The organism is Paracoccus broussonetiae (assembly GCF_031854425.1).
In the GTDB taxonomy this organism is placed as follows: Bacteria; Pseudomonadota; Alphaproteobacteria; order Rhodobacterales; family Rhodobacteraceae; genus Paracoccus; species Paracoccus broussonetiae.
Genome location: NZ_JAVRQI010000003.1, coordinates 252720 through 275669, shown reverse-complemented (window position 1 = coordinate 275669; position 22950 = coordinate 252720). Strand labels below are relative to the sequence as shown.

Genomic DNA, 22950 nt, shown 5'->3' with positions numbered 1-22950 from the left:
GACGTCAGTCGCCCTTTCCCGTGGGTTGCTTGTCCTGCTGTTCGGCCAGCCGGGCCTCTTTGTGCAATTCGGCCGGGGAAGGCGGTCCTTCGGGCAGATGCTGCCGGGCTGGTTCTGCGTGCGCGCGGGCCATGCGATCATGCAGCAGGTCGGCAAGGTCGGCCTGCCGGCTCAGCTCGGCGACACGCACGTCGTGGGACAGCTGGGCCAGCCGCCGCTCGTGCGCCACGGTTCCACGCGGCACGATCTCGATCAGCGTCGCCGGGGCCGGAGGCGCGGGAACCTCGCGCCCTGTATAAAGCGCGCTTTCCTTGTAGCGGCCGACCATGTAGCGGACGAGCACGCCAAGCGCCGCAGCCATAGGCACCGCGACCAGCAGCCCGACAAAGCCGAAAAGCGAGCCGAAAACGGTCAGGGCCAGCATCAGCCAGACCGGGTGCAGGCCGACGCTGCCGCCCACGATCTTCGGTTGCAGGTAGTTCCCCTCGACCATCTGGCCGACGATGAAGATGCCGACGACAGCTGCGATCCAGAATGGCTCGCCCCAGAAACTGAAAAGCGCGACCCCGATCGCGGTCATCCCGCCGATCACCACGCCGACATAGGGGATGAAGGACAAGGACGCCGCCATCACCCCGATGGCCACGCCGAAAGGCAGGCCCACAAGTCCCAGTCCCAACGAATAGAACGTCCCGAGGATCAGGATGACGACGCCCTGCCCGCGCACGAACCCCGACAGGGCCGTGTCGATTTCGCCGGCAAGATGGCGGATCGTCGGAGCATGTTCACGCGGCAGAAGGTCGTCCAGCCGCGCCACCATCTTGTCCCAGTCAAGCAGCAGGTAGAATGCGACCACCGGCACGATGACGACCAGAGCCAGCATGCTGAAGACGCCCATGACCGAGCCAAGGACGCGGCTGACCAGTTCGCCGCCCCGGGCGCTGATGTTCTTGGCCGCATCGGTCAGCGCGTTGTTGACGGTGCTGCCCTCGGCAAAGACCTGCGGAAAGCGCGCCATCAGGAATTGCTGCAGACGTTCGGCCATCTCGGGCGCGGTGTTGACCAGTGCCGTGGTCTGGCGCACCAGCACCGGCACCACGACCAGGAAGGCCACGACCACGATCAGGATCACGGCCAGCGTGATGACCACGACCGACAGCGTGCGGGTCAGCCCCATCCGCTCCAGCCGGTCGGCGACGGGGTCCAGCAGATAGGCGACCCCAGCCCCCATGATGAAGGGCATGATCGCGTTCCCCAGGGTCCAAAGCGCCAGGAGCAGCGCCAACAGCGCCACACCCCAATACCAGACCTGCTTCTGTGCCGGCAGCCGCATGGTCGTGAAACTCCTTTACCGCGCGTCACGGTCTATTTGGAACGTCCTGACGGCGCTTGCAAGGAAGCCCGTTGCCCCGTCATGCGCTCTGCGGTAACTCCGTCCGGCCTATGATGAGGATTACGCCATGCGTCTGTCGCGCTATTTCATGCCCGTTCTGAAGGAAGACCCCAAGGAAGCCCAGATTGTCAGCCACAGGTTGATGCTGCGCGCCGGCATGATCAAGCAGCAGGCGGCGGGCATCTATTCCTGGCTGCCACTGGGTTTCAAGGTGCTGAACCGCATCCAGCAGATCGTGCATGAGGAACAGCAGCGCGCTGGCCATATCCCTATGCTGATGCCGACGCTGCAATCGGCCGACCTGTGGCGCGAAAGCGGCCGCTATGACGATTATGGCGAAGAGATGCTGCGCATCAACGACCGCCACAAGCGCGACCTGCTGTACGGGCCCACGAACGAGGAGATGATCACCGACATCTTCCGCTCGCACGTGTCCTCCTACAAGGATCTGCCGCTGACGCTGTATCACATCCAGTGGAAATTCCGCGACGAGATCCGGCCGCGCTTCGGCGTGATGCGGGGCCGCGAATTCCTGATGAAGGACGGCTACAATTTCGACCTGACCAAGGAAGACGCGCTGCACGCCTATAACCGCCACCTCGTCAGCTATCTGCGCACCTATGAGCGGATGGGCCTGCAGGCGATCCCGATGCGTGCCGATGGTGGCCCGATCGGCGGCGACTATACCCACGAATTCCTCGTACTGGCCGAGACCGGCGAATCCGAGGTCTTCTACGACAGCCAGATCACCGACCTGAAATTCGGCGATCGCCAGATCGATTACGACAGCGTCACCGAATGCAAAGCCGTGCTGGAAGAGTTCACCAGCCGCTATGCCCGCACCGACGAAACCCATGACGAGGCGATTTTCGGCCAGATCCCGGAAGAACGCCGCCGCACGGCGCGCGGCATCGAAGTCGGGCAGATCTTCTATTTCGGGACCAAGTATTCCGAGCCGATGGGCGCCACCGTCGTCGGCCCGGACGGGAACCGCGTGCCCGTCCACATGGGCAGCCACGGGATCGGTGTCAGCCGCTTGCTGGGCGCGATCATCGAAGCCAGCCATGACGACAAGGGCATCATCTGGCCCGAAGGCGTGACCCCCTTCCACGTCGGCATCGTCAACCTGAAGCAAGGCGACGTCGGGACCGACAGCGCATGCGAGGCGCTTTACGCCGAACTGAAGACGCAGGGCCTGGATGCACTTTATGACGACCGCGACGAACGCGCGGGCGCAAAATTCGCGACCATGGATCTTGTCGGCTTGCCTTGGCGCATCACCGTCGGCCCGCGCGGGCTGGCAAACAACAAGGTCGAGCTGACCTCGCGCCGGACCGGCGAGTCGGTGGAACTGTCGCCCCAGGAAGCCATCGCTCGCGTCAAAGAGATCTACCAGCCGGTCTTCGCCGCCGCTTTCTGATCTCGCGCATCGTGACCGGGCCGGCCCGCCAGAATGGCGGCGCCGGCCCTTTCATTTTTCGCTGCCGAAACCTGTCGATTTGGTGATGTGGACAGGCGAAGCTTTGCTGCCGCATCATCCCGGCCGTCTGCCAGCGGGGGGAGCCGGAATCGATGCGCAGGTTGCTGAGAAGACTTGCGTTCCTTTCGCTTGCCCTGACCGCCTGCGCGGCGGCGGGGCTGTGGTTCTGGTCCGAACCCGCACGGCCTGAAGTGCCCGTCCCTCCGATCCATGTCACGCTGGACGAAGGCCAATCCTGGTTCGCTGCGGAACTGGTCCAACCGCAGGATGGCTTGACGCAGCTGCCTTTGCTGACCAGCGGGCGCGCTTCGGCCGGGAAAAAGGACATGCTGATCCAGGAATGGCCCGGGTTTCACGCCGAGGCGCGGTTTCGAGGATCATCGGTGACGGTGCGCTTTCAGGACGGGCTGAACCGCTGGCGCATCCTGCTGAACGACGGCAAGGCTGGCCGGATCGACGTGGCGCGTCCCGGCATGTCCGACCTGCATATCAGCGGCCTCGCGCCCGCCGAGTACCGGATCCGGGTCGAGAAGATCAGCGAATCCTCGATGCCCGCCAGCTTTGGCGGCATCCTGATCGGCCCGACCGTTCAGCCCTTGCCCGCGCCGCGCGCCCTGCCCCGGATGATCGAGTTCATCGGGGATTCCGACACGGTGGGCTTTGCCAACACCGCCTCGACCCGCGACTGTACCGAGGAAGAGGTTTTTTCGGCCACGGATACCAGCCGCAGCTTTGGCCCGCAGGTCGCGTCGCGTCTGGGGGCGGATTACCGGATGATCGCGCGCTCGGGGATCGGGCTGCTGCGTAACTATGACGGGGCCGCACCCCTGGCCACGATGACCAGCCGCTATGCGCTTGCACTGCCCAGCGAACCCGCAGCCATGCGCCTGCCCGAACGCGCCGCCGACGTGGTCGTCACCGGGATCGGCTCGAACGACTTCGCCGCCGCATTCGCAAAGGACGAGATCTGGCAGGACGATGACAGCCTCAGCCGCGATTTCGGCACGGCCCTGCTGTCCTTCCTGCGCGACCGCGTGCGCGAAAACCCCGGCGCGGTGCAAGTCCTTCTGGCCTTTGGCGAATATGGCGACCGGCTTGTGCGCCCCTATCGCGCGGCCGAGGCTGCCTTGCGCGCCGATGGTGTCAGGGTCGTTCTGGTGACGCTGCCCAAGTTAAAGCGCGACGCCTGCTTCTGGCATCCCTCGCAGGAGGATCACAGGCTGATTGCGGACTGGCTGGCCACAGCGATCTCCAGCGCCGGGACCTGAAAAAGTCCTGAGTCTTTTTGGCGGATCAGGCTATGCTTTCCGCCGTTGTGTAACGAGTATTCCAAGGGAATCCCCTTGTCATGTTGTCACTGCGTCCCTTGACCTATCGCCTTGGCCTGATGCTGGGGCTGGGTACGCCCGAAATCGCCCTTGCCGCCGAGGAGAGATGGGAGATTGCGCCCGCCGAAATCCGGCGCGTCCTGCCCGCGATCATCCTGCCGGGCCAGGCCGAGCGGATCACCCGCGCCGAATTCACCACCATGCCCCATCTGTTGACTTCGCTGAAGGGCGATCCCGCCGAACTTGTCGGCCCGACGATGGGATACAGGTTGCGTGATGTCGATGTCGTGGACGGTGTCGTCTATTCGAACGGCATGACCCTGCACCTGCGGCAGCGGCGCAGCAAGCTGGGCCTTGGCAAGCTCAGGGACATGGGCCGCGGTGCCATGTACGAATCCTGGGTCGGCAACCGCTGGTTCGGCAACTGGTTGACCGACGATTGTCTGACCTATCGTCTTGCCGAGACGGCGGGCCAGCCGATCACCACCCGGCAGGCCGGTGCCGGCCATGTTCCGCGCTACGAGGAGCTTCTGTCCATGGCGCCGGGACGGATGACCGATGCCCATCTGGACGAAGCCATCCTGTTCGACGACCATCCCAACAACGGCCATCGCATCGACCGCGCGCAGGACATGCGCAGCCGCCTGCTGGGCGCGCTGCCCGTGGCCGGGCCGCAATCGGTCTTTCTGCTGCGTGGTCATTCCGGCGATCATCGCATTCTGGAAAACGAACGCGAGATCGCCGAGCGGCTTGAGCGGGACCTGGGCTTCCGCATCATGTTCCCAGAGGATCACAGCGTGGACGATCTGATGGCCGCCTGCGCGAACGCACCTATCGTCGCCGGGGTCGAGGGAAGCCAGCTGAACCACGGGCTTGTCGCCATGCCCCCAGGCAGCACGCTTCTGACGATCCAGCCTCCCGACCGCGCGACCACTGCAATGAAATTGTTGACCGATCGGTGGCAGCAGCGCTTCGCGATGGTGATCGCCCATGGCAACAGCAGCAGCTTCAGCGTCGATTGGCAGGACCTCGTGCGGACGGTGGATTTGATACACACGTCCGGCGCGAAAAATTCGTCTTAAACGGCAGGTTGCACTTGTTTGCCTTACGCGTGATCATCGATTCGAGATTCAGTTTCAACCGGGTTTTATTGAGTGACTCACATGAGGTTGTTTGACGTAATCCGGGGGGATTACAACAGGCACGGAAGTTCCCTGACCGAACCTGCCTTCGTCTCGCTGGCCATCTATCGCTATGGCCGCTGGGCCGTCAGCTTGCGCAATCCCGTCGCTCGCCGGGTGGCAAGCAGGTTCTATGGCCTGCTGAAATTCCTGATCCTGAACGTGACCAAGATCTGGATCCCGCCGCAGGTCCGCATCGGCGAGGATTTCCACATCATCCACGCCGAAGGGTCGCTTTCCATCCATCCGGAGGTCGTCATCGGGGATCGCTGCGGGGTGATGCATAATGTCACCATCGGCACCAATATGCGCGGTCGCGCGCCCGTGATCGGCAATGATGTCTTTATCGGCGTGAATTCGACCGTGCTGGGTCCGATCCGCATCGGGGACCGGGTCCGCATCGGCGCGAATACCGCGGTCACGACGAATGTGCCCTCGGATTCGGTGGTGGTCGGCTCTCCCGCCAAGATCTATCCCAGCCTGACCGCGACCGCCCGCAAGCGCGAGACGGCTGATGCCTGAGGAGGATTTCGACCGCTGCATGTGGCGGCTGCTCGCAGACAACCTGCCCCATCGGGCAGACAAGATCGCCGCGATCGACACCGACCGGCGCGTCACCTATGCCGAACTCGCGGCCGAGGCCGGACGGGTGGCGGACTGGCTGATCTCACGCGGCATCCGGCCCGGCGACAGGGTCATCGTCCACCTGCGCAAGGGCATCGACGAGGTGGCCGCGATGCTCGCCGCGTGGAAGATCGGCGCGGTCGCGGTGAACGTGAACCTGCGCTGGACTGCGCAGCAACTGGCCTATGTGGCCGCGGATTGTCGCGCGCGCGCCGTCATCCTGGGCGCGGGCGCAATGAAGGGGCTGGTCGGCACCCATGCGTTGCCGCCCGAAACCGCCTTCCTGGTTCAGGGCAAGTCCGAGGGACTTGTCCAGGGTGTGGCGTCCTGGTCCGACCTTCCGGCGGACCGGGACGCCGCGCCCGACGAATGCGCGCCGGATGACCTGGCGATGATCATCTATACCTCGGGCTCGACCGGCGCGCCCAAGGGCGTCATGCTGAGCCATCGCAACATCCGCATCGGCGCGATCTCGGTCGCGCAATACCTGAAACTGACCGAGGAAGACCGCCTGATCTCGGTCCTGCCCTACAGTTTCGACGCCGGGTTGAACCAGTTGACGACGATGCTGCTGAAGGGCGGAACCATCGTCCACCAGCCCCTGACCATGCCGGCCGAGATCATGCGAATGGTCAAGGCCGAGGGCGTGACGGGCATGGCCGGTGTTCCGCCGATGTGGAACCAGATCGTGCGGCTGCTGGACGAAAGCCCGATGGAGCTTCCCGAATTGCGGCGGGTGACGAATACCGGCGGCAAGATCCCTCCCAACATCCTGGCGCTGATGCCGAAGGTTTTTCCCGATACCGAAATCTACCTGATGTATGGCCTGACCGAGGCGTTCCGCTCGACCTATCTCGCGCCGGGGAAGTTCACGCAGAAGATGGGCTCGATCGGGCGGCAGATCCCGAATGCACAGGTCTTTGCAATCAAGCACGGCGTTGGGGTCGCCGGTCCGGGCGAACAGGGCGAGCTGGTCCATGCCGGCCCGCTGGTCAGTCTGGGATATTGGGAAAAGCCCGACCTGACAGCTCAGAAGATACGCCCCTGCCCCGAGCTTTCGCACCTGATCGGCGATCAGCCCGTGGTCTATTCCGGTGATCTTGTCCGCGTGGATGAGGAAGGCGACCTGTGGTTCGTCAGCCGATTGGACGAGATGATCAAGACGCTGGGCTTCCGGCTGTCCCCGACCGAGGTCGAGGATGCGCTGTCCCAAAGCGGCCTCGTGGCCGAGGTCGTCGCCTATGGAGTCGAGGACGACGATCTTGGCCAGGCCGTTCACGCCGCCGTGACTTATTTGCCAGAGGCGACCGAGTCCGGGCTTGTCGTGCATTGTGCCCGCGCGATGCCGCATTATATGCGGCCTCGACGGATCCACGCATGGCAGGGCCTCATGCCCAGAACGCCCAGCGGGAAACTTGACCGGCCCGCGATCATCGCAGCCGCCAGGGCCGCCGCCGTTGCGATGCAGTCATGAGGCAAGACGTATGAGCCTGAGCCGGGAAGACCTGATTTCCTATTTGCGGGACGACCAGAACATCCATGAACCGATCGGGGCCGAAACCGAACTGTTCTCCAGCGGCCTGCTGGATTCGGTTTCGATGGTCGGGCTGATCGGCTTCATCGAAGAGCAGACCGGCTCGGCCATCCAGCCCGCGGATGTCACGCTTGAGAATTTCGACACCGTGGACAGGATCCTTGCCTATGTCACTGGACTTGGCTGACGCCCAGAATATCGATCTGCGACTGACCGAAGCTGCCGAACGCTTTGGCACCCCGGCCTATGTCTATTTCACCGACATTGCCGAAGCGCGCCTGTCGGATCTGCGCGCCGCCTTCGGGAAATGGTTCGCAATCAGCTATGCGGTGAAAAGCAACCCCAACCCGGCGCTGCTGGACTGGATGCGGGACCGGCTGGACTACCTGGACATCTCATCGGGGGGTGAATTCCGCCTGAGCCAGCAGGCCGGATGGGATCCGGCGCTTGTCAGCTTCACCGGACCGGCCAAGCGGGAAGCCGAGTTGCGACCCGCGATCTCTGCCGGGCTGGGCGAGCTTGTAATCGAAAGCCTGCGCGAGGCGCGGTTGGCCGACGCCATCGCGGCAGAGCTTGGTCGGGTCCAGCCTGTCCTGATCCGCATCGCGCCAGACCACGTGCCCAAGGGCTTCGGCGACCAGATGGCCGGTCGCCCCAGCGCCTTCGGCATCGACATCGAGGACGCGGCCGACATCCTTCCCCGGATCGCCGCCTTGCCGAACCTGCGGATCATTGGGCTGCACATCTATTCCGGCACCCAAAGCCTCAAGCCCGGCGCCATCTGCGAGAATTGGCGCATCTTCATCGACATTTTCCGTCGCCTCTGTGCGCAAATCGATATCCAACCCCGGAAACTGATCTTCGGATCGGGGCTGGGTATCCCCCATCATCCGGGCGAGACCGAGCTTGACCTTCAGCAGGTCGCCGACGGGATCGGGGCCGAACTTGACGCTTTTCGCGCCGAGCCCAGGTTTGCGGGGACGCGGCTGGTGCTCGAACTGGGTCGCTACCTGATCGGGCCGGCCGGCTATTTCGTGACGCGCGTGGTGTCGATCAAGACCTCTCGCGGCAGCCGCATCGCGATCTGCGATGGCGGGTTGAACGGCAACCTTGCCGCTTCGGGCAACTTCGGCATGGTAATGCGGCGCAATTACGCGATGCACCGGATCGGCGAGGATGACGATGGCTCCCGCCCCGAGGAAAAGCATGACCTGAGCGGACCGCTTTGCACCTCGATCGACAAGCTGGGCAGCGGAGTGCTTCTGCCGCGGCTGGAAGAGGGCGACCTGATCGCGATCCATGCCGGGGGGGCTTATGGCCCGACCGCCAGCCCGCTTCACTTCATCAGCCACCCCTTGCCGGTCGAGGTAATGGTGACGAATGGCCAGCTTCGGGACATCACGCGCCTGCGCGGCGAGTGACCCGAAAATCCGTTCCTGCACGATCCGCAAGGCTGCGGCAAGTTCATTTCAATCACGATAAATTTTCTCTGGTTTGTGTGGGATAAGGCCGGATATTCGCGACCGGATCGGTTGTGTTTCCCGTCCCCCTCGCCCTATGATGGGGCACAGCCCGAACTCCCGAAGGATCCCGATGGTCGAACAGAACCTGTTGCTGCTACTTGTTCTGACGCCATTCGTTTCATCCGCGCTGGCAGCCACGCTTCCCGTGGGTTCGCGAAATGCCGAAACTTGGCTGGCCGGGCTGACGATGGCTGTCGCCCTTGCGATCCTTGCCGTACTTTATCCGGCGGTCGCCGAAGGCGGCAAGATCGTCGAGACCGTTGAATGGGCCAGCAGTGCCGGGCTTGACCTGACCTTTCGCCTGGACGGATTTGCTTGGCTTTTCATGATCCTGGTCGCCGGGATCGGCATGCTGGTGCTTGTCTACGCGCGATATTACATGGCGGCCGACGACCCGGTGCCGCGGTTGTATTCCTGCCTTCTGGCCTTTGCCGGTTCGATGGCGGGGCTGATCCTGTCGGGCAACATCATCATGATGGTGGTGTTCTGGGAATTGACCAGCCTCGTGTCGTTCCTGCTGATCGGCTACTGGTACCACCGCCAAGACGCGCGCGAAGGTGCGCGCATGGCGCTGGTCGTGACCGCCTCGGGCGGGTTGTGCCTGATGGTCGCGATGATCCTGATCGGCCAGATCGTCGGCAGCTATCAGCTTGAGGACGTGCTGGCCGCCGGTGCCCAGATCACCGGCCACCGCCTTTACCCGGTCGTCCTGATCCTGTTCCTGGTGGGCGCATTCACCAAGTCGGCACAGTTCCCGTTCCATTTCTGGCTGCCGAACGCGATGGCCGCGCCCACGCCCGTGTCGTCCTATCTGCATTCGGCGACGATGGTGAAGGCCGGGGTCTTCATCCTGCTACGCTTCCAGCCGGCGCTTGGCGGGACGGATGCCTGGTTCCAGATCGTGACAGGCGCGGGGTTGATCACCATGCTGATGGGCGCTTTCGTCGCGCTGTTCCGGCATGACCTCAAGGGGCTTCTGGCCTATTCCACAATCAGCCATCTTGGCCTGATTACCGCGCTGGCGGGGATCGGCACACCGCTGGCGATCATCGCCGCGATCTTTCACATCGTGAACCACGCGGTCTTCAAGGCCTCGCTGTTCATGGCCGCGGGGATCATCGATCACGAGACGGGAACGCGCGACATGCGCCGCCTGTCGGGTCTGGCCAAGGCGATGCCGGTCACGGCGGCGCTGGCCATCATCGCTTCGGCCTCGATGGCGGGGGTGCCGCTGCTGAACGGCTTCCTGTCCAAGGAAATGTTCTTCGAGGCGACCTATGTCTGGAACAACGGCAGCCCGCTCGACAATGCCGCGCCCTATGTCGCGGTGATGGCCGGGGCGTTCAGCGCCGCCTATTCCCTGCGCTTCATCGTGACCGTGTTCTTTGGCCCGGTGGCGACCGACCTGCCGCGCGAACCGCATGAGCCGCCGGCCCTGATGCGCCTGCCGGTCTTCGTGCTGGTGGTCGCCTGCCTTGGCGTCGGCATCGCGCCGCAGGCCACGCTGGGCAACTGGCTGGAAAGCGCCAGCATTGCCATCCTTGGCCCCGAGCTTCCTCATTTCAGCCTGAAGATCTGGCACGGCGTCAACCCGGCCCTGATCATGAGCGTCATCGCCACATCGCTGGGCATCCTGATCTATCTCGTACCACGGCGCTGGATCGACCGGGGCGAGGAAGGCCTGCGCGGGATCAGGGCGCTGGATTTCGGTCGCGCCTTCGAATGGCTGCTGCAATTCTTCAGCCTGCGCCTGCCGCGAAGGTTGCTGCGCATCCTGTCGGCGCCGGGCCTTCAGGCCCAGTTGCGCGTGATGATCCTGATGTCCGTTGCCGCGTCCACCTTTGCGCTGGGTCCGCTGGACTGGAACATCCCCTTCCCCGAGATCCATTCCCGCGAGCTGGTCTTTGGCCTGCTGTGGATCATCGGCTGCGGCTGCGCGCTGGGTTCTGCCTGGCAGGCCAAGTATCACCGCTTTGCAGCCTTGATCCTGATGGGAGGGGTGGGGCTTGTCACCTGCGCGACCTTCGTCTGGCTATCGGCTCCCGATCTTGCGGTGACGCAACTTCTGGTCGAGATGGCGACCACGACCCTGCTGCTTCTGGGTCTGCGCTGGTTGCCCAAGCGGGATGAGGAAATTGTCGGCGACGGCAACCGCGCCGCCCGCATGCGGCGACTACGCGATCTTGCCCTTGCCGTGGTCTGCGGCGCGGGCATGACCGCCATCGCGCTGGCCGTCCTGCTGACCAAGCCCGGCAACTCGGTCGGGGACTGGTTCCTGCGCCATTCCTATGTCGAGGGCGGTGGCACCAACGTCGTCAACGTCATCCTTGTGGACTTCCGCGCCTTCGACACGTTTGGAGAGATTACGGTTCTGGCGATCGTCGGGCTGACGGTCTATGCGCTGCTGCGCCGCTTCCGCCCCGCCCTTGAAAGCGCCGAGCGTCCCCGTCCCCAGGTCGAGGCCGAGGAGCAGGCGCTGGAAGCCTATCTCTTCGTGCCAGCCGTGCTGATGCAATGGATGTTCGCGCCGATCATCACGCTGGCAGCCTATCTGTTCTTCAGGGGGCACGATCTGCCCGGCGGCGGCTTTGCCGCGGGCGTGACGTTCGCCCTGGGCCTGCTGCTGCAATATGTCGCGGCAAATGTCCGCTGGGTCGAGGCGCGTCTGACCATCCTTCCGGTGCGGTGGATGGGAACCGGGCTGATCGTCGCCGCGGCCGTCGGGGCGGGATCCTGGGTCTTTGGCGTCCCGTTCCTGACGACGCATTACCAGTATCTGGAAATCCCGCTGATCGGAAAAGTGCCTGCCTCGACCGCGATGCTGTTCGATCTTGGGGTCTTTTCGCTGGTCGTGGGCGCGATCGTGCTGATGTTGATCGCAATCGCCCACCAGTCGCTGCGCGTCGCGCCGCGTCCCCGTTCCACCGATGGCGAGGGGGAAGCCTGATGGAGTTGATCTTTGCCCTGGCAATTGGCGTTCTGACCGGTTCCGGTGTGTGGCTGCTGCTGCGGCCCCGTTCGTACCAGGTCATTATCGGCCTGTGCCTGCTTGCCTATGGCGTGAACCTGTTCATCTTCTCGATGGGCCGGCTTTACGTCGGCGCGGCCCCGATCATGCCAAAAGGCGGCTTCGTCGATCCGACGGCCTATGCCGATCCCTTGCCGCAGGCCCTGGTGCTGACAGCCATCGTCATCAGCTTCGCCACGACCGCGCTGTTTCTTGTCGTCATGATCGCGTCCCGCGGGATCAGCGGAACCGACCATGTCGATGGGAAGGAGCGCGACCAATGAACCCCGAGACCCTTCCCCATCACATGATCATCGCGCCCATCCTGATCCCGCTGGTCGCGGGCGCGATCATGCTGTTCTACAACGACCGCAACCGCCAGACCAAGCTGCTGATGGGACTGGTGGCCGTGGGCCTGATGTTTCTCAGCTCGACCGAGTTGATGAACGATGCCAAGGCGCTGACCGGCGACGGCAAGACCATCGTGCAGCTTTACCGGCTGGGCGACTGGCCGGTGCCGGTTGGGATCGTGCTCGTGCTGGACCGGCTGGCCGCGATGATGGTCATGCTGACCTCGCTGCTGGCGATCCCGTCACTGATCTATGCCGCGGCGGGCTGGCACGGCAAGGGACAGCACTATCACAGCATGTTCCAGTTCCTGCTGGCGGGGGTCAACGGCGCCTTCCTGACGGGCGACCTGTTCAACCTTTTCGTGTTCTTCGAGGTGATGCTTGCCGCCTCTTACGGTCTCATGCTGCACGGATCGGGACCGGACCGGATCAAGGCCGGGCTGCAATATATCGCGGTCAACCTTGCCGCCTCGCTGTTCTTCCTGATCGGGGTGGCACTGGTCTATGGCACGACCGGGTCGCTGAACATGGCCGATATCGCGCGCGAGGTCGCGACCCTCCAAGGTCCGCAAAGGTTGCTGTTCCACGCCGCGGCGGGCTTCCTTGGGGTTGCCTTCCTGGTCAAGGCGGCAGCCTGGCCCCTGTGCTTCTGGCTACCGTCGACCTATGCCTCGGCCTCGCCCCCTGCGGCCGCGATCATGGCAATCATGACCAAGGTCGGGGTCTATGTCATCATGCGCCTGTCGCTGCTGATCCTGGGACCCGAGGCCGGGGCCTCGGCCGGGTTTGGCGCGCCCGTGCTGATGATCGGCGGCGTCATGACCATGGCCTTCGGCACCGTTGGCGTGCTGGGTTCGCCCGAACTGGCGCGAAAGGGCGGGTATCTGGCGATCGTCTCGTCGGGCACCGTGCTTGCGGCCATCGGCTTTGCACAAGCGGGCGGCGGCCCCGAGATACTGGGGGGCGCCCTTTACTACCTGATCGGGTCGACGGCCGCGATTTCCGCGTTTTTCCTGATGGCAGAGCCCGTCTCGCGCGATGACCGCGGCGAGGTGGAACCGACCGAGGAAGCTGCCCGCGAACATCTGGCCGAACGTTGGGACTGGACCCCGATGGGCCTTGATTCCGTCGAGGACACGCCCGGCCCCTCCGGCATGCGGACCGTGTCCTGGTTGACCATGGGGATCTGCTTTTCGCTGATCGCCGCCATGTTGGCCGGGCTGCCGCCAATGCCCGGTTTCATCGGCAAGTTCGCGATCCTCAGCGGCGCGATCCGCAACAATGTCGGTCTGAACGGGCAGTTGCCGGTAATGCTGTGGATCTTTGCCGCGATGCTGATCCTGTCCGGGCTGGGCGCGCTGATCGGGCTGGTGCGGGTCGGCATTCGTCGCTTCTGGGCGGATGACAACCCGCCCCCACGCATCTTTGCGCTTGAGGTGATCCCGGTCGTCATGCTGCTGGGCATGATCCTGATGATGACTGTCCGCGCGGACGCGGTGCTGAACTATACCCGCCAGACGGCACATGTGCTGATCGATCCCTCGATCTATCGCGACGCGGTCCTGCGGGACGCAGAACGTCTCGACGCCACGCCTCCGCAAAGCTTCGAGCCCGTGGCGACCGAAGACAGCAAGAAACAGGAGGATGCAGAATGAGCCGCATGATTCCGCATCCCCTGATGACCGCCGCACTGATTCTGATGTGGCTGATCCTTACCCGTTTCTCGCTGGGCCATCTGGTCCTTGGGACCGTGATCGCACTGGTCGCTGGCTGGGCTGTCGAAAGGCTGCAACCCGCACGTCCGCGCATCCGGCGGTGGCGCGCGATTCCGCAACTTGTGGCGATCGTCACCTGGGACATTCTGAAGTCGAATGTCACAGTCGCCCGCGTCCTGCTGCTGGGTCCGAACCATCCGGCCTATCATTCGGGCTTCGTAGAACTGAACCTGCGGCTGCGCGACCAAAACGCGCTGGCGCTGCTGGCGATCATCCTGTCTTCGACCCCCGGCACCGCTTGGCTGGAATATGAACGGGACGACGGCCGCCTGCTGCTGCACGTTCTTGACCTGCGCAGCGAAGACGACTGGCAGCACCTGATCCGCAACCGGTACGAGGCCCTGCTTCTGGAGATATTCGAATGATCCCGATGCTGATCCTGGAATACGCGCTGAGCTATGCCCAGATCGCCATGGTCGTGGCCGTGGGTCTGTCCTGCTGGCGGATGATACGCGGACCCCGAGCGCAGGACCGCGTGCTGGCGAGCGAGACGATCTATGTCAATGCGATGCTGCTGTTCCTGCTGATCGGGATGGGAAATGGCAACGTCTTCTTCTTTGAGGCGGCATTGGTCATCGCCGTGCTGGGTTTCATCACCACCGTTTGCGCGGCCAAGTTCCTGATGCGCGGCGAGGTGGTCGAATGAACCAGGTCACCGGACTTCCCCCCGTCGCCGCCATCCTGATCTCGTTGTTCGTGGTGGCCGGTTCGTCGCTGGCGCTGCTGGGCAGCCTGGGGCTGGTACGGCTGAAAAGCTTCTACCAACGGCTGCACGCGCCGACGCTGGGCTACAGCTATGGCACATTGCTGATCGTGCTGGCCTCGATGGCGATGTTCTCGCTTCTGGAAAAGCGCCCGGTCGTGCATGAGATCATCATCGGGGTCTTCATGCTGATCACCACGCCCATCAGCCTGCTGATGCTGGGCCGGGCGGCATTGCGCCGCGACCGGGACACCAAGTTGGGCCATGACGAGGTCGTGCCGCCACGCTTGCCGCACGAGGATCCGGGCCCCATCCAGCCCCGCGACCTGTCCAATTATGGCGAGGGGCTGATCGATCGCGGCCTTCTGGGCAAGGCACCGCCCCATGATCCCGACCGCGATCAAGAGCCCCGCGAATGACCCCGGCCTAGCCGCGCGATTGCGCCAGCACGGCGCGCAGGTCTGACAGATCGACCTGGTCGGTGACGAAGGCGCGGCCAATTCCATGCGCCAGGATAAAACGCAGCTTGCCGTCCTGAACCTTCTTGTCCTGCCCCATCAGCGCGATCAGCGCCTCGTCATCGGACAGATCGCCCGGAATGTCCCCGATGCATGCGGGCAGACCCATGGCGCGGAAATGCGCAGCCACGCGCGACGGGCTTTCCTGGCTGCACAGGCCCATCCGCGCCGAAAGCTCGAACGCCAGGGTGCAACCGATCGCCACGCCCTCACCGTGCAGCAGCCGGTCGGAATAGCCAGTCGCGGATTCCAGCGCATGGCCAAAGGTGTGGCCAAGGTTCAGCAGCGCGCGTTCGCCCTGCTCGGTCTCGTCGCGCTCGACGATGCCGGCTTTCATCTGGATCGAATGGCGCACGGCGCGTTGAAGCGCCTCGGGGTCCGAGGCAAGCCGCAAGCCGTTCGCCTCCAGCCATTCGAAGAAATTCTCGTCGCCGAGAAGCCCGTATTTCGCCACTTCGCCATAGCCCGCACGGAAATCGCGCGGCGTCAGCGTGCCCAGAACGTCGATATCGGCAAGGACCAGCGCTGGCTGGTGAAAGGCGCCGATCAGGTTCTTGCCCTGAGGGCTGTTGATCCCGGTCTTGCCACCGACCGAGCTGTCGACCTGCGCCAGCAGGCTGGTCGGGATCTGGACGAACCGCACCCCGCGCCTCAGGACCGAGGCGGCGAAGCCCGCAAGGTCGCCGATCACCCCGCCACCAAGGGCGATGACAAGATCCTTGCGCTCGATGCGCTGCGCGATCAGCCATTCGGTCGCATGGCCAAGCTCGGCCCAGCATTTCGTCGCTTCGCCCGGCGGCAGCTCCAGCGCCGGGGCATCGATCCCCTGCGCGGCCAGTGCCGCCCGCAGATCGGCCAGATGGTGCGATGCCACCGTCCGGTCGGTCACGATCGCGACACGGCGGCGTCCTGCAAGAGCCACGATCTCGGCACCGGCACGGGCGATCAGGCCGCGACCCACCCGTACGTCATAGGATCTGTCGCCCAGTTCGACGCGGACGGTCTCGATGCTCATTTCGCCTCCAGAATGATCGGTTGCCGGTCCTGGATCGCCGCGATCACCTGTGTCGCGGTTTCCTCGACCGCGTCCTTGCGCAGGGCGCGGACGTGGATGTCGGCCAGCGCATAGACCGGGCTGCGTTCGGCCAGCAGCCGTTCAAGCGTGCCGCGCGGATCGGCGGTCTGCAGCAGGGGCCGCGTCGGGCGGCTGCGCACCCTTTGCCACAGCGTCTCCGCATCGCAATCCAGCCAGACCGACACTCCGTTCCCGGCGATACGGCTGCGGTTCGCCTCGCGCATCCACGACCCACCGCCGGTCGAGACGATGCTGTCCCCTCCGGCCAGCACGCGTGCCAGCACCTCGGTTTCACGGGCGCGGAAGAACTCCTCGCCGTCGCGGGCAAAGATCTCGGGGATGGTCATGGCGGCCGCGCGCTCGATCTCGGCATCGGTGTCCCAGAACGGACGACCCAGCCGGCGCGAAAGCTCCGCCCCGATCGCGGTCTTGCCCGCCCCCATCATCCCGACCAGAACGATATTCCGCCGCATCAGCCACCCGTCAGCCACTTCCCTGCCCCACATCTTCCCTTGGTTTTGTCTGCGGCCTGTTCCGCATCGCCGCCGGACAAGATATTGGAGGCACTGAATGGCGTGATCTTTCCGGAAATGCCATATATATTTCGCGCGTGCCGGCGTCAGACCGGCAGAGAAAACGCTTTCGAGGCGAGAAGGACAGGCTATGAAGCTTTTGTGGGTTGTGGTCGTGCTGGTGATTCTGCTGCTGGGCGGATTGACCGGTTATGCCTATTTCGGCGACATGCAGGCCGACCCGCGCGAAACGCGCCTGCCGGTCGAGCTTGACCTTGGCCCTGCCACGGCCTCTACTCCGATTGTCGGAACCGTGTCCGAGGCTCCGGCTGCGGAACAGCCCGCGCCCGAAGCGCAGGAAACCGGTGCCGCCACGACGGAGCAAAATGATCTCGATTAATCCGGGCTCCCGCGCCACATGGGCGCTGACGGTCTTCCTGGCGGGTCTTGCACTGCTGCCGGGTTCCGGCAATGCGCGCCCTCCGCTTTCGGCCAGCGACTGGCTGTCGGGCAGCATCCGGCAGCCCGATGCCGTTTCGGCCTGGAGACCGGGCGATGGCCGCCCGCCCGAGTTGAAGTCGCGCAGCCGCAAGGAAATCGCGCCCAGTGGCGCCGTCGAGCCCGTCGGCGTCACCCGTCTGGGTGAGGGAAATGCCGACAGCAAGGGCACCGTATCCCCCCGCGCGGCGGGCCTGCCCGCCAGCCTGTGGGGGGATTCCGACAGTGCGACGCTGGCGCGGATGGTCCTGTCCTCGGATCCGCGCCTGCCAGCTTTGCGCCGGTTGGAACGCCGGGTCCTGGCGACCCAGTTCATTCCGCCCAAGGCCCAGCCCGGCGCGGATGGCCAGCTTTTCCTGGCCCGTGTCGACAAGCTGCTGGACATGGGTGCGACAGGCGCGGCCAAGGAATTGCTTCAGGCCGCCGGTCCCGCCGATCCCGAGCGTTTCCGCCGCCTGTTCGACATCGCGCTTCTGGCCGGGGACGAGGCGCAGGCCTGCCAGATCATGGACCGCACCCCCGGCGTCGCGCCCAGTTTTCCGGCGCGGATCTTCTGCCTTGCACTAGGCGGCGACTGGGCCGCGGCGGCCCTGGTCTTTCACGGTGCCGATCTGAACGGCATGATCGACCCGCAGATGGCGACCCTGCTGGGTCATTACCTTGACGATTCCTATTCGGACGAAAGCGACATCCTGCCGCCTCCGACCGTGGTGACGCCGCTGGATCTGCGCCTGCACGAGGCGATCGGCCAGCCCCTCCCCTCGGCCAATCTGCCGCTGGCTTTCGCGCTGGCCGACCTGGACGAGAATGGCGGCTGGAAGGCGCGGCTGGACGCGGCCGAGCGACTGGCCCGCGGCGGCGCCATCCCCGCTTCGCAACTGCGCGGGATCTATGGCGAGCAGAAGCCCGCGGCCTCGGGCGGGGTCTGGGACCGGGCGGCTGCCGTGCAGGCGCTGGACGTGGCTTTGGCCGGTGGTCAGATGGCCCAGGTCGAGCAGACCCTGCCGCCGGCTTTCGACGCGATGGTCGCAGCCGGACTGGGTCCGGCATTCGCAGACATGGTGGGAGGCGATGTCGCGGCGCTGCCGCTGACTGGCCGTGCGGGGCAGATCGCCCTGTGGCTGGCGCTTCAGGCCGGGGATTGGCGGATGGTCAAGCAGACGCCAGGCGACGCACAACCCTTCGACCTGTGGCTTCTGGATTTTGCCAGCGGCCTTGCCGCCGCCGTGCCCCCTGCCGGCCCCGGCTCTGACCGGGCCGAGCAATTGCTGACCGCCTTCGTCGCGGACCGTCCATTGCCTCAGGCGACCAGCGACCAGTTCGCACAGAACCGCAAAGGCGAGGCAATGCTGACCGCGATTGCCGATGCGGATGCGGGGATCGACGGCGATCTTGCCCGCGCAGCGCAGGGCCTTGCCGTGCTTCGGGCGCTGAACCAGGGCGAGATTGCCCGCCAGGCCGCCATCGAACTGATCCTTGCCCCGGTCATCGGGGCCTCACCCGGTGCCTATCCGGCCAATCCCTGAGCGAGCCATGCCCAAGACCGACGGACCATTCGACGGCAAGACCGGACCAGTCCGGGGCCAGGCTGACGACCGCCGCCGGATCGCCGCATTTCTGGACGCGCTGGCCGCGGAATCCGGGGCGGCGCGGAACACGCTGCTGGCCTATGGCCGCGACCTGCGGGATTTCAGCGACTGGCTTGGAGCGCGCGAACTGACCATCCTGACCGTGCCCCGCGAGGGGATCGAGGACTATCTGGGCCATTGCGATGCGCAGGGCCTGTCCCGGGCCACGCGTGCGCGTCGGCTGTCCGCTGTGCGCCAGCTGACCCGTTTCGCGCTTGAGGAAGGCTGGCGCGACGATGATCCTGCCGGACGCATCGCCGGGCCGGGCCGGGCCAAGCGCCTGCCCAAGACGCTGAACCGGGACGAGGTCCAGGCGATGATGGACGCCCTGCCCCAGCTGGGCCGCAACCAGATCGAACAGGCCCGCAACCTGGTTCTGGTCGAACTGATCTATGCCACCGGGATGCGGGTCAGCGAGCTTGTCTCGCTGCCGGTCACCGCCTGTCGGGGCAATCCCGCCGTGCTGTTGATCCGCGGCAAGGGCGGGGTCGAACGGATGGTGCCGCTGAACGGGCCATCGCGCGCGGCGCTGGCTGCCTGGCTGGTCCTGCGCGACAATGCTCCTGCGCAATCGCCCTTGGGGCGGCTTGTGGCGGGACGCGGATCGCGCTGGCTGTTTCCAGCCCCCAGCGCAGAAGGACACATGACGCGGCAGGCGGTGAACGGGCTGATGAATCAGCTTGCGCTGGCCGCCGGGATTGATCCCGCCCGTGTTTCACCCCACGTCATGCGCCACGCCTTTGCGACCCACCTGCTTGAGGGCGGCGCGGATCTGCGCGCGATCCAGATGCTGCTGGGCCACTCAGACTTGGGCACGACCGAGATCTATACCCATGTCCTTGACAGCCGGATGCGCGATCTGGTGCTGAACCATCACCCGCTGGCGCAGACACCGCCCGGAAAGCCCAGGGAATGACCACGCCCGGGCTGGCGGCCGGAACCGCGTCTGCACATGATCTGGCGACCTGGCTGACGGTCGCGGCGATCGTCCTGCTGCTGGCAGTCTCGGCCTTCCTGTCCGGGTCCGAGGCCGCGCTGATCGCGTCCAGCCGCGCGCGCCTTCGCAACCGCGCCGAGCGTGGCGATGACGGCGCTGCGGTGGCGCTGGAACTGACCGAGGACAGTGAGCGTCTGATCGGCGCGCTGCATCTGGGCCGGATCATCGCGAACGTCCTGACCGCAAGCCTTGCGACCGGCCTGTTCCTGCATCTTTACGGCTTGGGTGGAGAGGCGGTGGCCGTGCTGATCACCGTCATTCTGGTGCTGGTCCTGGCCGAGATCCTGCCCCGCGCGCTTGCGGCCCGCGACCCCGAGGAAACTGCATGCCGGGTCGCGCGCGCGGTCCGCGCCTTCGCGACACCGCTTGCGCCCGTGGTCGCCATCGCGCGGCTGGCCGTCAGCGGCTTTCTTGCCCTGTTCCGGCATGCCCCCGATCCAGAGGCGCGGCTGTTTTCGGTTCAACGGGAAATCGTCGACGCGCTCGACCTTGGCCATTCCAGCGGCACCGTCCTCAAGGAGGAACGCGACCTGCTGCGGGGCGCGCTGGATCTGGGCGATCGCGCCGTGGAAGAGATCATGCTGCACCGTTCCCGCATCGAGATGATCGACGCGGACCTTCCCACACAGGCGGTGCTGGACCGGGTGCTGAAAAGCCCCCATACCCGCCTGCCCATCTTTCGCGGAGAGCGGGAAAACGTCATCGCCGTGATCCATGCGAAGGACCTGCTGCGCGGGGTCAGCCGCGCCGTGGGCGAAGGCGGCAGCGACGCGCTGGAAGGCTTCGATATCCTCAGCGTGGCAATGCCCCCCTATTTCGTGCCCGACACGACCCCGCTGGATGAGCAGATGCGCGAGTTTCTGGCGCGGCGCACCCATTTCGCGCTGGTGGTCGACGAATATGGCGACCTGCGTGGCTTGATCACGCTGGAGGATATCCTTGAAGAGATCGTGGGCGAGATCACCGACGAACATGATACCGACATCGCTCAATCCCTGACCCCGAATGACGCGGGCGATTACAGCGTCGACGGGGCAACCACCATCCGCGACCTGAACCGCGCGCTGGACTGGTCCCTGCCCGATGACGAGGCGAATACCGTCGCCGGTCTGGTCATCCATGCCGCCCAGTCGATTCCCACGCCCGGGCAGGTATTTTCCTTCCACGGCTATCGGTTCGAGGTCGTCGCGCGGCGCGAGAACCGGATCACGCGGTTGCGGATCCGGCCTCTTGTCGCGCCGCCCCCGTCCGGCGACGAGGGTCGCAGCGGTCAGTGATCGACAAGGCTTGCCGCACGGCGGGCATCGTCGGCGCTGCCACCACGGGTACCGTTGAAGAAGGCGTTCAGCACCACCGCCGCGATGGTCGCCAGCAGGATGCCGGATTCAATCAGCGGGTGAATCGCATGCGGCATCCATTGCTTGAAGTCCGGCGCGATCAGCGGAATCATTCCGAAGCCCAGCGAAACGGCGACGATGAACAGGTTGTTGCGATTGCTGGCGAAATCCACGGTGGACAGGATGCGGATGCCCGTCGCCGCAACCATGCCGAACATCACCAGCCCCGCCCCGCCCAGAACCGAGGTCGGCAGCGACTCGACCGCCGCGCCCATCTTGGGCACCAGTCCGAACAGGATCAGGATCACGCCGCCCACCACGCAGATATAGCGGCTCTTGATCCCGGTCACGCCGACCAGACCGACGTTCTGGCTGAACGAGGTATAGGGGAAGGTGTTGAAAATCCCTCCAAGCAGTGTCCCCAACCCGTCGGTGCGCAGACCCGCGGTCAGCCGTTCCTGCGTGATCTTGCGGCCGGTCATCTCGCCCAAGGCCAGGAACATGCCCGTGGATTCGATCATGACCACGATCATCACCAGCACCATGGTCACGATCAGCACCGGGTCGAAGATCGGAGTTCCAAAATGGAAGGGCGCGACCACCCCGAACCAGGCGGCATCGGCCACCTTGGCAAAGCTCATCTGACCCAGCAGGATGGTCAGGATCGCGCCGATCACCATGCCCAGCAGCACCGCGATATTCGCGATGAAGCCCCTGCCGAACCGCGCGATCATCAGGATCGCGACCAGCACCACCGCCGAGATCACGATATTGACGGGGCTCGCGTAAAGCGGGTTCTGCACGCTGGCCGCCGGGGCAAAGTTCTGGGGCAGCGCAGGGACCACGCCGGTCGCCTGCATCTCTTTCAGCTGGTTCAGCCAGCCCAAAGCGACGGGGTCCACGATCTTCGGCGCGGTCGGGCCGACCGGATTGCCGAAGATCCAGTTGATCCCGATCCGCATCAGCGACACGCCGATCACAAGGATGATCGTGCCGGTGACGATCGGCGGAAAGAATTTCAGCATCCGCCCGACAAAGGGCGCGATCACCATGGCGATGATCCCCGCCCCGATGATGGCGCCAAAGATCATTCGCGCGCCGTCGGGGCCGGGGTTGGCATTGGCCATTGCCACCATCGGTCCGACCGAGGCGAACGTGACCCCCATCATCACCGGAAGCTGGATCCCGAAATAGCGGGTCGCGCCCAACGACTGGATGATGGTCGCAATGCCGCAACAAAACAGATCCGCCGAAATCAGGAAGGCGACATCCTCGGGCGCAAGTTTCAGCGCGCGTCCCACGATCAGGGGCACCGCCACGGCCCCTGCATACATGACAAGCACGTGTTGCAGCCCCAGCATGGTCATGCGGGCCGGCGGCAGGATCTCGTCCACCGGATCGCGAGCAGCGGGTGCGGTCTGTCCCATGAAGTCCTCCGTGTCAGGTCATTATCATTGTGTCCTGAAATTTAAGCGCAGGGGTTTGAT

General features: G+C 64.9%; 21 protein-coding genes. 17 read left to right on the top strand and 4 right to left on the bottom strand.

All coding sequences use genetic code 11. The features are described from left to right. Positions 1-4: 4 nt before the first annotated feature. Positions 5-1333: an AI-2E family transporter gene (locus RM190_RS05600; RefSeq protein ID WP_311758423.1), complete on the bottom strand. Its 1329-nt coding sequence runs from the start codon at positions 1331-1333 to the stop codon at positions 5-7. Positions 1334-1460: 127 nt separating this feature from the next. Here RM190_RS05600 and proS point away from each other — a divergent pair, with 127 nt between their 5' ends. The 13 genes from proS (at position 1461) to mnhG (ending at position 15317) form a co-directional block, all read left to right on the top strand. Then, positions 1461-2813 (top strand): proline--tRNA ligase, encoded by a 1353-nt coding sequence (proS, locus tag RM190_RS05595; RefSeq protein ID WP_311758422.1) that lies wholly within the window; start codon positions 1461-1463, stop codon positions 2811-2813. A 152-nt stretch (positions 2814-2965) separates the two neighbouring features. Continuing rightward, complete coding sequence (locus tag RM190_RS05590; protein WP_311758421.1) at positions 2966-4141, top strand: lipase; 1176 nt, start codon at positions 2966-2968, stop codon at positions 4139-4141. 98 nt (positions 4142-4239) lie between these two features. Further along, the gene (locus tag RM190_RS05585; RefSeq protein ID WP_311758420.1) at positions 4240-5283 is read left to right on the top strand and encodes a glycosyltransferase family 61 protein; all 1044 of its coding nucleotides are present in this window, start codon (positions 4240-4242) and stop codon (positions 5281-5283) included. Between the two features lie 81 nt (positions 5284-5364). Continuing rightward, complete coding sequence (locus RM190_RS05580) at positions 5365-5904, top strand: serine O-acetyltransferase (protein WP_311758419.1); 540 nt, start codon at positions 5365-5367, stop codon at positions 5902-5904. After that, positions 5897-7480, top strand: a complete 1584-nt coding sequence (locus tag RM190_RS05575) for an AMP-binding protein (protein WP_311758418.1) — start codon at positions 5897-5899, stop codon at positions 7478-7480. Before RM190_RS05580 ends, RM190_RS05575 begins: the two co-directional genes overlap by 8 nt. Before the next feature lie 10 nt (positions 7481-7490). Continuing rightward, positions 7491-7727, top strand: a complete 237-nt coding sequence (locus tag RM190_RS05570; protein WP_311758417.1) for an acyl carrier protein — start codon at positions 7491-7493, stop codon at positions 7725-7727. Then, complete coding sequence (locus RM190_RS05565; protein WP_311758416.1) at positions 7708-8961, top strand: type III PLP-dependent enzyme; 1254 nt, start codon at positions 7708-7710, stop codon at positions 8959-8961. The genes RM190_RS05570 and RM190_RS05565 overlap by 20 nt, the downstream gene beginning before the upstream one ends. Positions 8962-9133: 172 nt before the next feature. Further along, positions 9134-12010, top strand: a complete 2877-nt coding sequence (locus tag RM190_RS05560; RefSeq protein WP_311758415.1) for a monovalent cation/H+ antiporter subunit A — start codon at positions 9134-9136, stop codon at positions 12008-12010. Then, positions 12010-12354 (top strand): Na+/H+ antiporter subunit C, encoded by a 345-nt coding sequence (locus tag RM190_RS05555; protein ID WP_311758414.1) that lies wholly within the window; start codon positions 12010-12012, stop codon positions 12352-12354. Before RM190_RS05560 ends, RM190_RS05555 begins: the two co-directional genes overlap by 1 nt. Continuing rightward, the gene (locus RM190_RS05550; protein ID WP_311758413.1) at positions 12351-14075 is read left to right on the top strand and encodes a monovalent cation/H+ antiporter subunit D; all 1725 of its coding nucleotides are present in this window, start codon (positions 12351-12353) and stop codon (positions 14073-14075) included. Before RM190_RS05555 ends, RM190_RS05550 begins: the two co-directional genes overlap by 4 nt. Next, the gene (locus RM190_RS05545; RefSeq protein WP_311758412.1) at positions 14072-14560 is read left to right on the top strand and encodes a Na+/H+ antiporter subunit E; all 489 of its coding nucleotides are present in this window, start codon (positions 14072-14074) and stop codon (positions 14558-14560) included. Before RM190_RS05550 ends, RM190_RS05545 begins: the two co-directional genes overlap by 4 nt. Next, positions 14557-14841, top strand: coding sequence for a K+/H+ antiporter subunit F (locus RM190_RS05540; protein ID WP_390907989.1), 285 nt, complete (start codon positions 14557-14559; stop codon positions 14839-14841). The genes RM190_RS05545 and RM190_RS05540 overlap by 4 nt, the downstream gene beginning before the upstream one ends. Further along, complete coding sequence (gene mnhG, locus RM190_RS05535) at positions 14838-15317, top strand: monovalent cation/H(+) antiporter subunit G (RefSeq protein WP_311758411.1); 480 nt, start codon at positions 14838-14840, stop codon at positions 15315-15317. Before RM190_RS05540 ends, mnhG begins: the two co-directional genes overlap by 4 nt. A 7-nt stretch (positions 15318-15324) precedes the next feature. Here mnhG and aroB read toward each other — a convergent pair whose 3' ends face one another. Together aroB and RM190_RS05525 are read right to left on the bottom strand one after the other, a co-directional pair. Continuing rightward, a complete protein-coding gene (gene aroB / locus RM190_RS05530; RefSeq protein WP_311758410.1) occupies positions 15325-16431 on the bottom strand; it encodes a 3-dehydroquinate synthase in 1107 nt (368 codons plus the stop codon). Beyond that, the gene (locus RM190_RS05525) at positions 16428-16964 is read right to left on the bottom strand and encodes a shikimate kinase (protein WP_311758409.1); all 537 of its coding nucleotides are present in this window, start codon (positions 16962-16964) and stop codon (positions 16428-16430) included. The genes aroB and RM190_RS05525 overlap by 4 nt, the downstream gene beginning before the upstream one ends. 190 nt (positions 16965-17154) lie before the next feature. On the opposite strand from RM190_RS05525, the gene RM190_RS05520 reads away from it, so the two are divergent. The 4 genes from RM190_RS05520 to RM190_RS05505 are packed head-to-tail and all read left to right on the top strand — an operon-like array spanning position 17155 to position 21403. Further along, entirely contained in the window at positions 17155-17403 is a 249-nt protein-coding gene (locus tag RM190_RS05520; RefSeq protein WP_311758408.1) for a hypothetical protein, read from the top strand. After that, positions 17390-19027 (top strand): hypothetical protein, encoded by a 1638-nt coding sequence (locus RM190_RS05515; protein ID WP_311758407.1) that lies wholly within the window; start codon positions 17390-17392, stop codon positions 19025-19027. The genes RM190_RS05520 and RM190_RS05515 overlap by 14 nt, the downstream gene beginning before the upstream one ends. Before the next feature lie 7 nt (positions 19028-19034). After that, entirely contained in the window at positions 19035-20045 is a 1011-nt protein-coding gene (locus RM190_RS05510; protein ID WP_311758406.1) for a site-specific tyrosine recombinase XerD, read from the top strand. After that, complete coding sequence (locus tag RM190_RS05505) at positions 20042-21403, top strand: HlyC/CorC family transporter (RefSeq protein ID WP_311758405.1); 1362 nt, start codon at positions 20042-20044, stop codon at positions 21401-21403. Before RM190_RS05510 ends, RM190_RS05505 begins: the two co-directional genes overlap by 4 nt. Here RM190_RS05505 and RM190_RS05500 read toward each other — a convergent pair. After that, positions 21397-22890 carry a nucleobase:cation symporter-2 family protein gene (locus tag RM190_RS05500; protein ID WP_311758404.1) on the bottom strand — a complete coding sequence of 498 codons (1494 nt, stop codon included), beginning with the start codon at positions 22888-22890 and terminating at the stop codon, positions 21397-21399. The two genes, RM190_RS05505 and RM190_RS05500, sit on opposite strands and share 7 nt — an antisense overlap. Between the last annotated feature and the right edge of the window lie 60 nt (positions 22891-22950).

Coding starts and splice junctions, on each gene's coding strand:
- RM190_RS05575 (WP_311758418.1), top strand. CDS start 5,897: ATGCCTGAGGAGGATTTCGACCGCTGCATGTGGCGGCTGCTCGCAGAC.
- proS (WP_311758422.1), top strand. CDS start 1,461: ATGCGTCTGTCGCGCTATTTCATGCCCGTTCTGAAGGAAGACCCCAAG.
- RM190_RS05590 (WP_311758421.1), top strand. CDS start 2,966: ATGCGCAGGTTGCTGAGAAGACTTGCGTTCCTTTCGCTTGCCCTGACC.
- RM190_RS05540 (WP_390907989.1), top strand. CDS start 14,557: ATGATCCCGATGCTGATCCTGGAATACGCGCTGAGCTATGCCCAGATC.
- RM190_RS05570 (WP_311758417.1), top strand. CDS start 7,491: ATGAGCCTGAGCCGGGAAGACCTGATTTCCTATTTGCGGGACGACCAG.
- RM190_RS05555 (WP_311758414.1), top strand. CDS start 12,010: ATGGAGTTGATCTTTGCCCTGGCAATTGGCGTTCTGACCGGTTCCGGT.
- RM190_RS05600 (WP_311758423.1), bottom strand. CDS start 1,333: ATGCGGCTGCCGGCACAGAAGCAGGTCTGGTATTGGGGTGTGGCGCTG.
- RM190_RS05515 (WP_311758407.1), top strand. CDS start 17,390: ATGATCTCGATTAATCCGGGCTCCCGCGCCACATGGGCGCTGACGGTC.
- RM190_RS05550 (WP_311758413.1), top strand. CDS start 12,351: ATGAACCCCGAGACCCTTCCCCATCACATGATCATCGCGCCCATCCTG.
- RM190_RS05520 (WP_311758408.1), top strand. CDS start 17,155: ATGAAGCTTTTGTGGGTTGTGGTCGTGCTGGTGATTCTGCTGCTGGGC.
- RM190_RS05500 (WP_311758404.1), bottom strand. CDS start 22,890: ATGGGACAGACCGCACCCGCTGCTCGCGATCCGGTGGACGAGATCCTG.
- mnhG (WP_311758411.1), top strand. CDS start 14,838: ATGAACCAGGTCACCGGACTTCCCCCCGTCGCCGCCATCCTGATCTCG.
- RM190_RS05565 (WP_311758416.1), top strand. CDS start 7,708: ATGTCACTGGACTTGGCTGACGCCCAGAATATCGATCTGCGACTGACC.
- RM190_RS05560 (WP_311758415.1), top strand. CDS start 9,134: ATGGTCGAACAGAACCTGTTGCTGCTACTTGTTCTGACGCCATTCGTT.
- RM190_RS05580 (WP_311758419.1), top strand. CDS start 5,365: ATGAGGTTGTTTGACGTAATCCGGGGGGATTACAACAGGCACGGAAGT.
- RM190_RS05505 (WP_311758405.1), top strand. CDS start 20,042: ATGACCACGCCCGGGCTGGCGGCCGGAACCGCGTCTGCACATGATCTG.
- aroB (WP_311758410.1), bottom strand. CDS start 16,431: ATGAGCATCGAGACCGTCCGCGTCGAACTGGGCGACAGATCCTATGAC.
- RM190_RS05545 (WP_311758412.1), top strand. CDS start 14,072: ATGAGCCGCATGATTCCGCATCCCCTGATGACCGCCGCACTGATTCTG.
- RM190_RS05525 (WP_311758409.1), bottom strand. CDS start 16,964: ATGCGGCGGAATATCGTTCTGGTCGGGATGATGGGGGCGGGCAAGACC.
- RM190_RS05510 (WP_311758406.1), top strand. CDS start 19,035: ATGCCCAAGACCGACGGACCATTCGACGGCAAGACCGGACCAGTCCGG.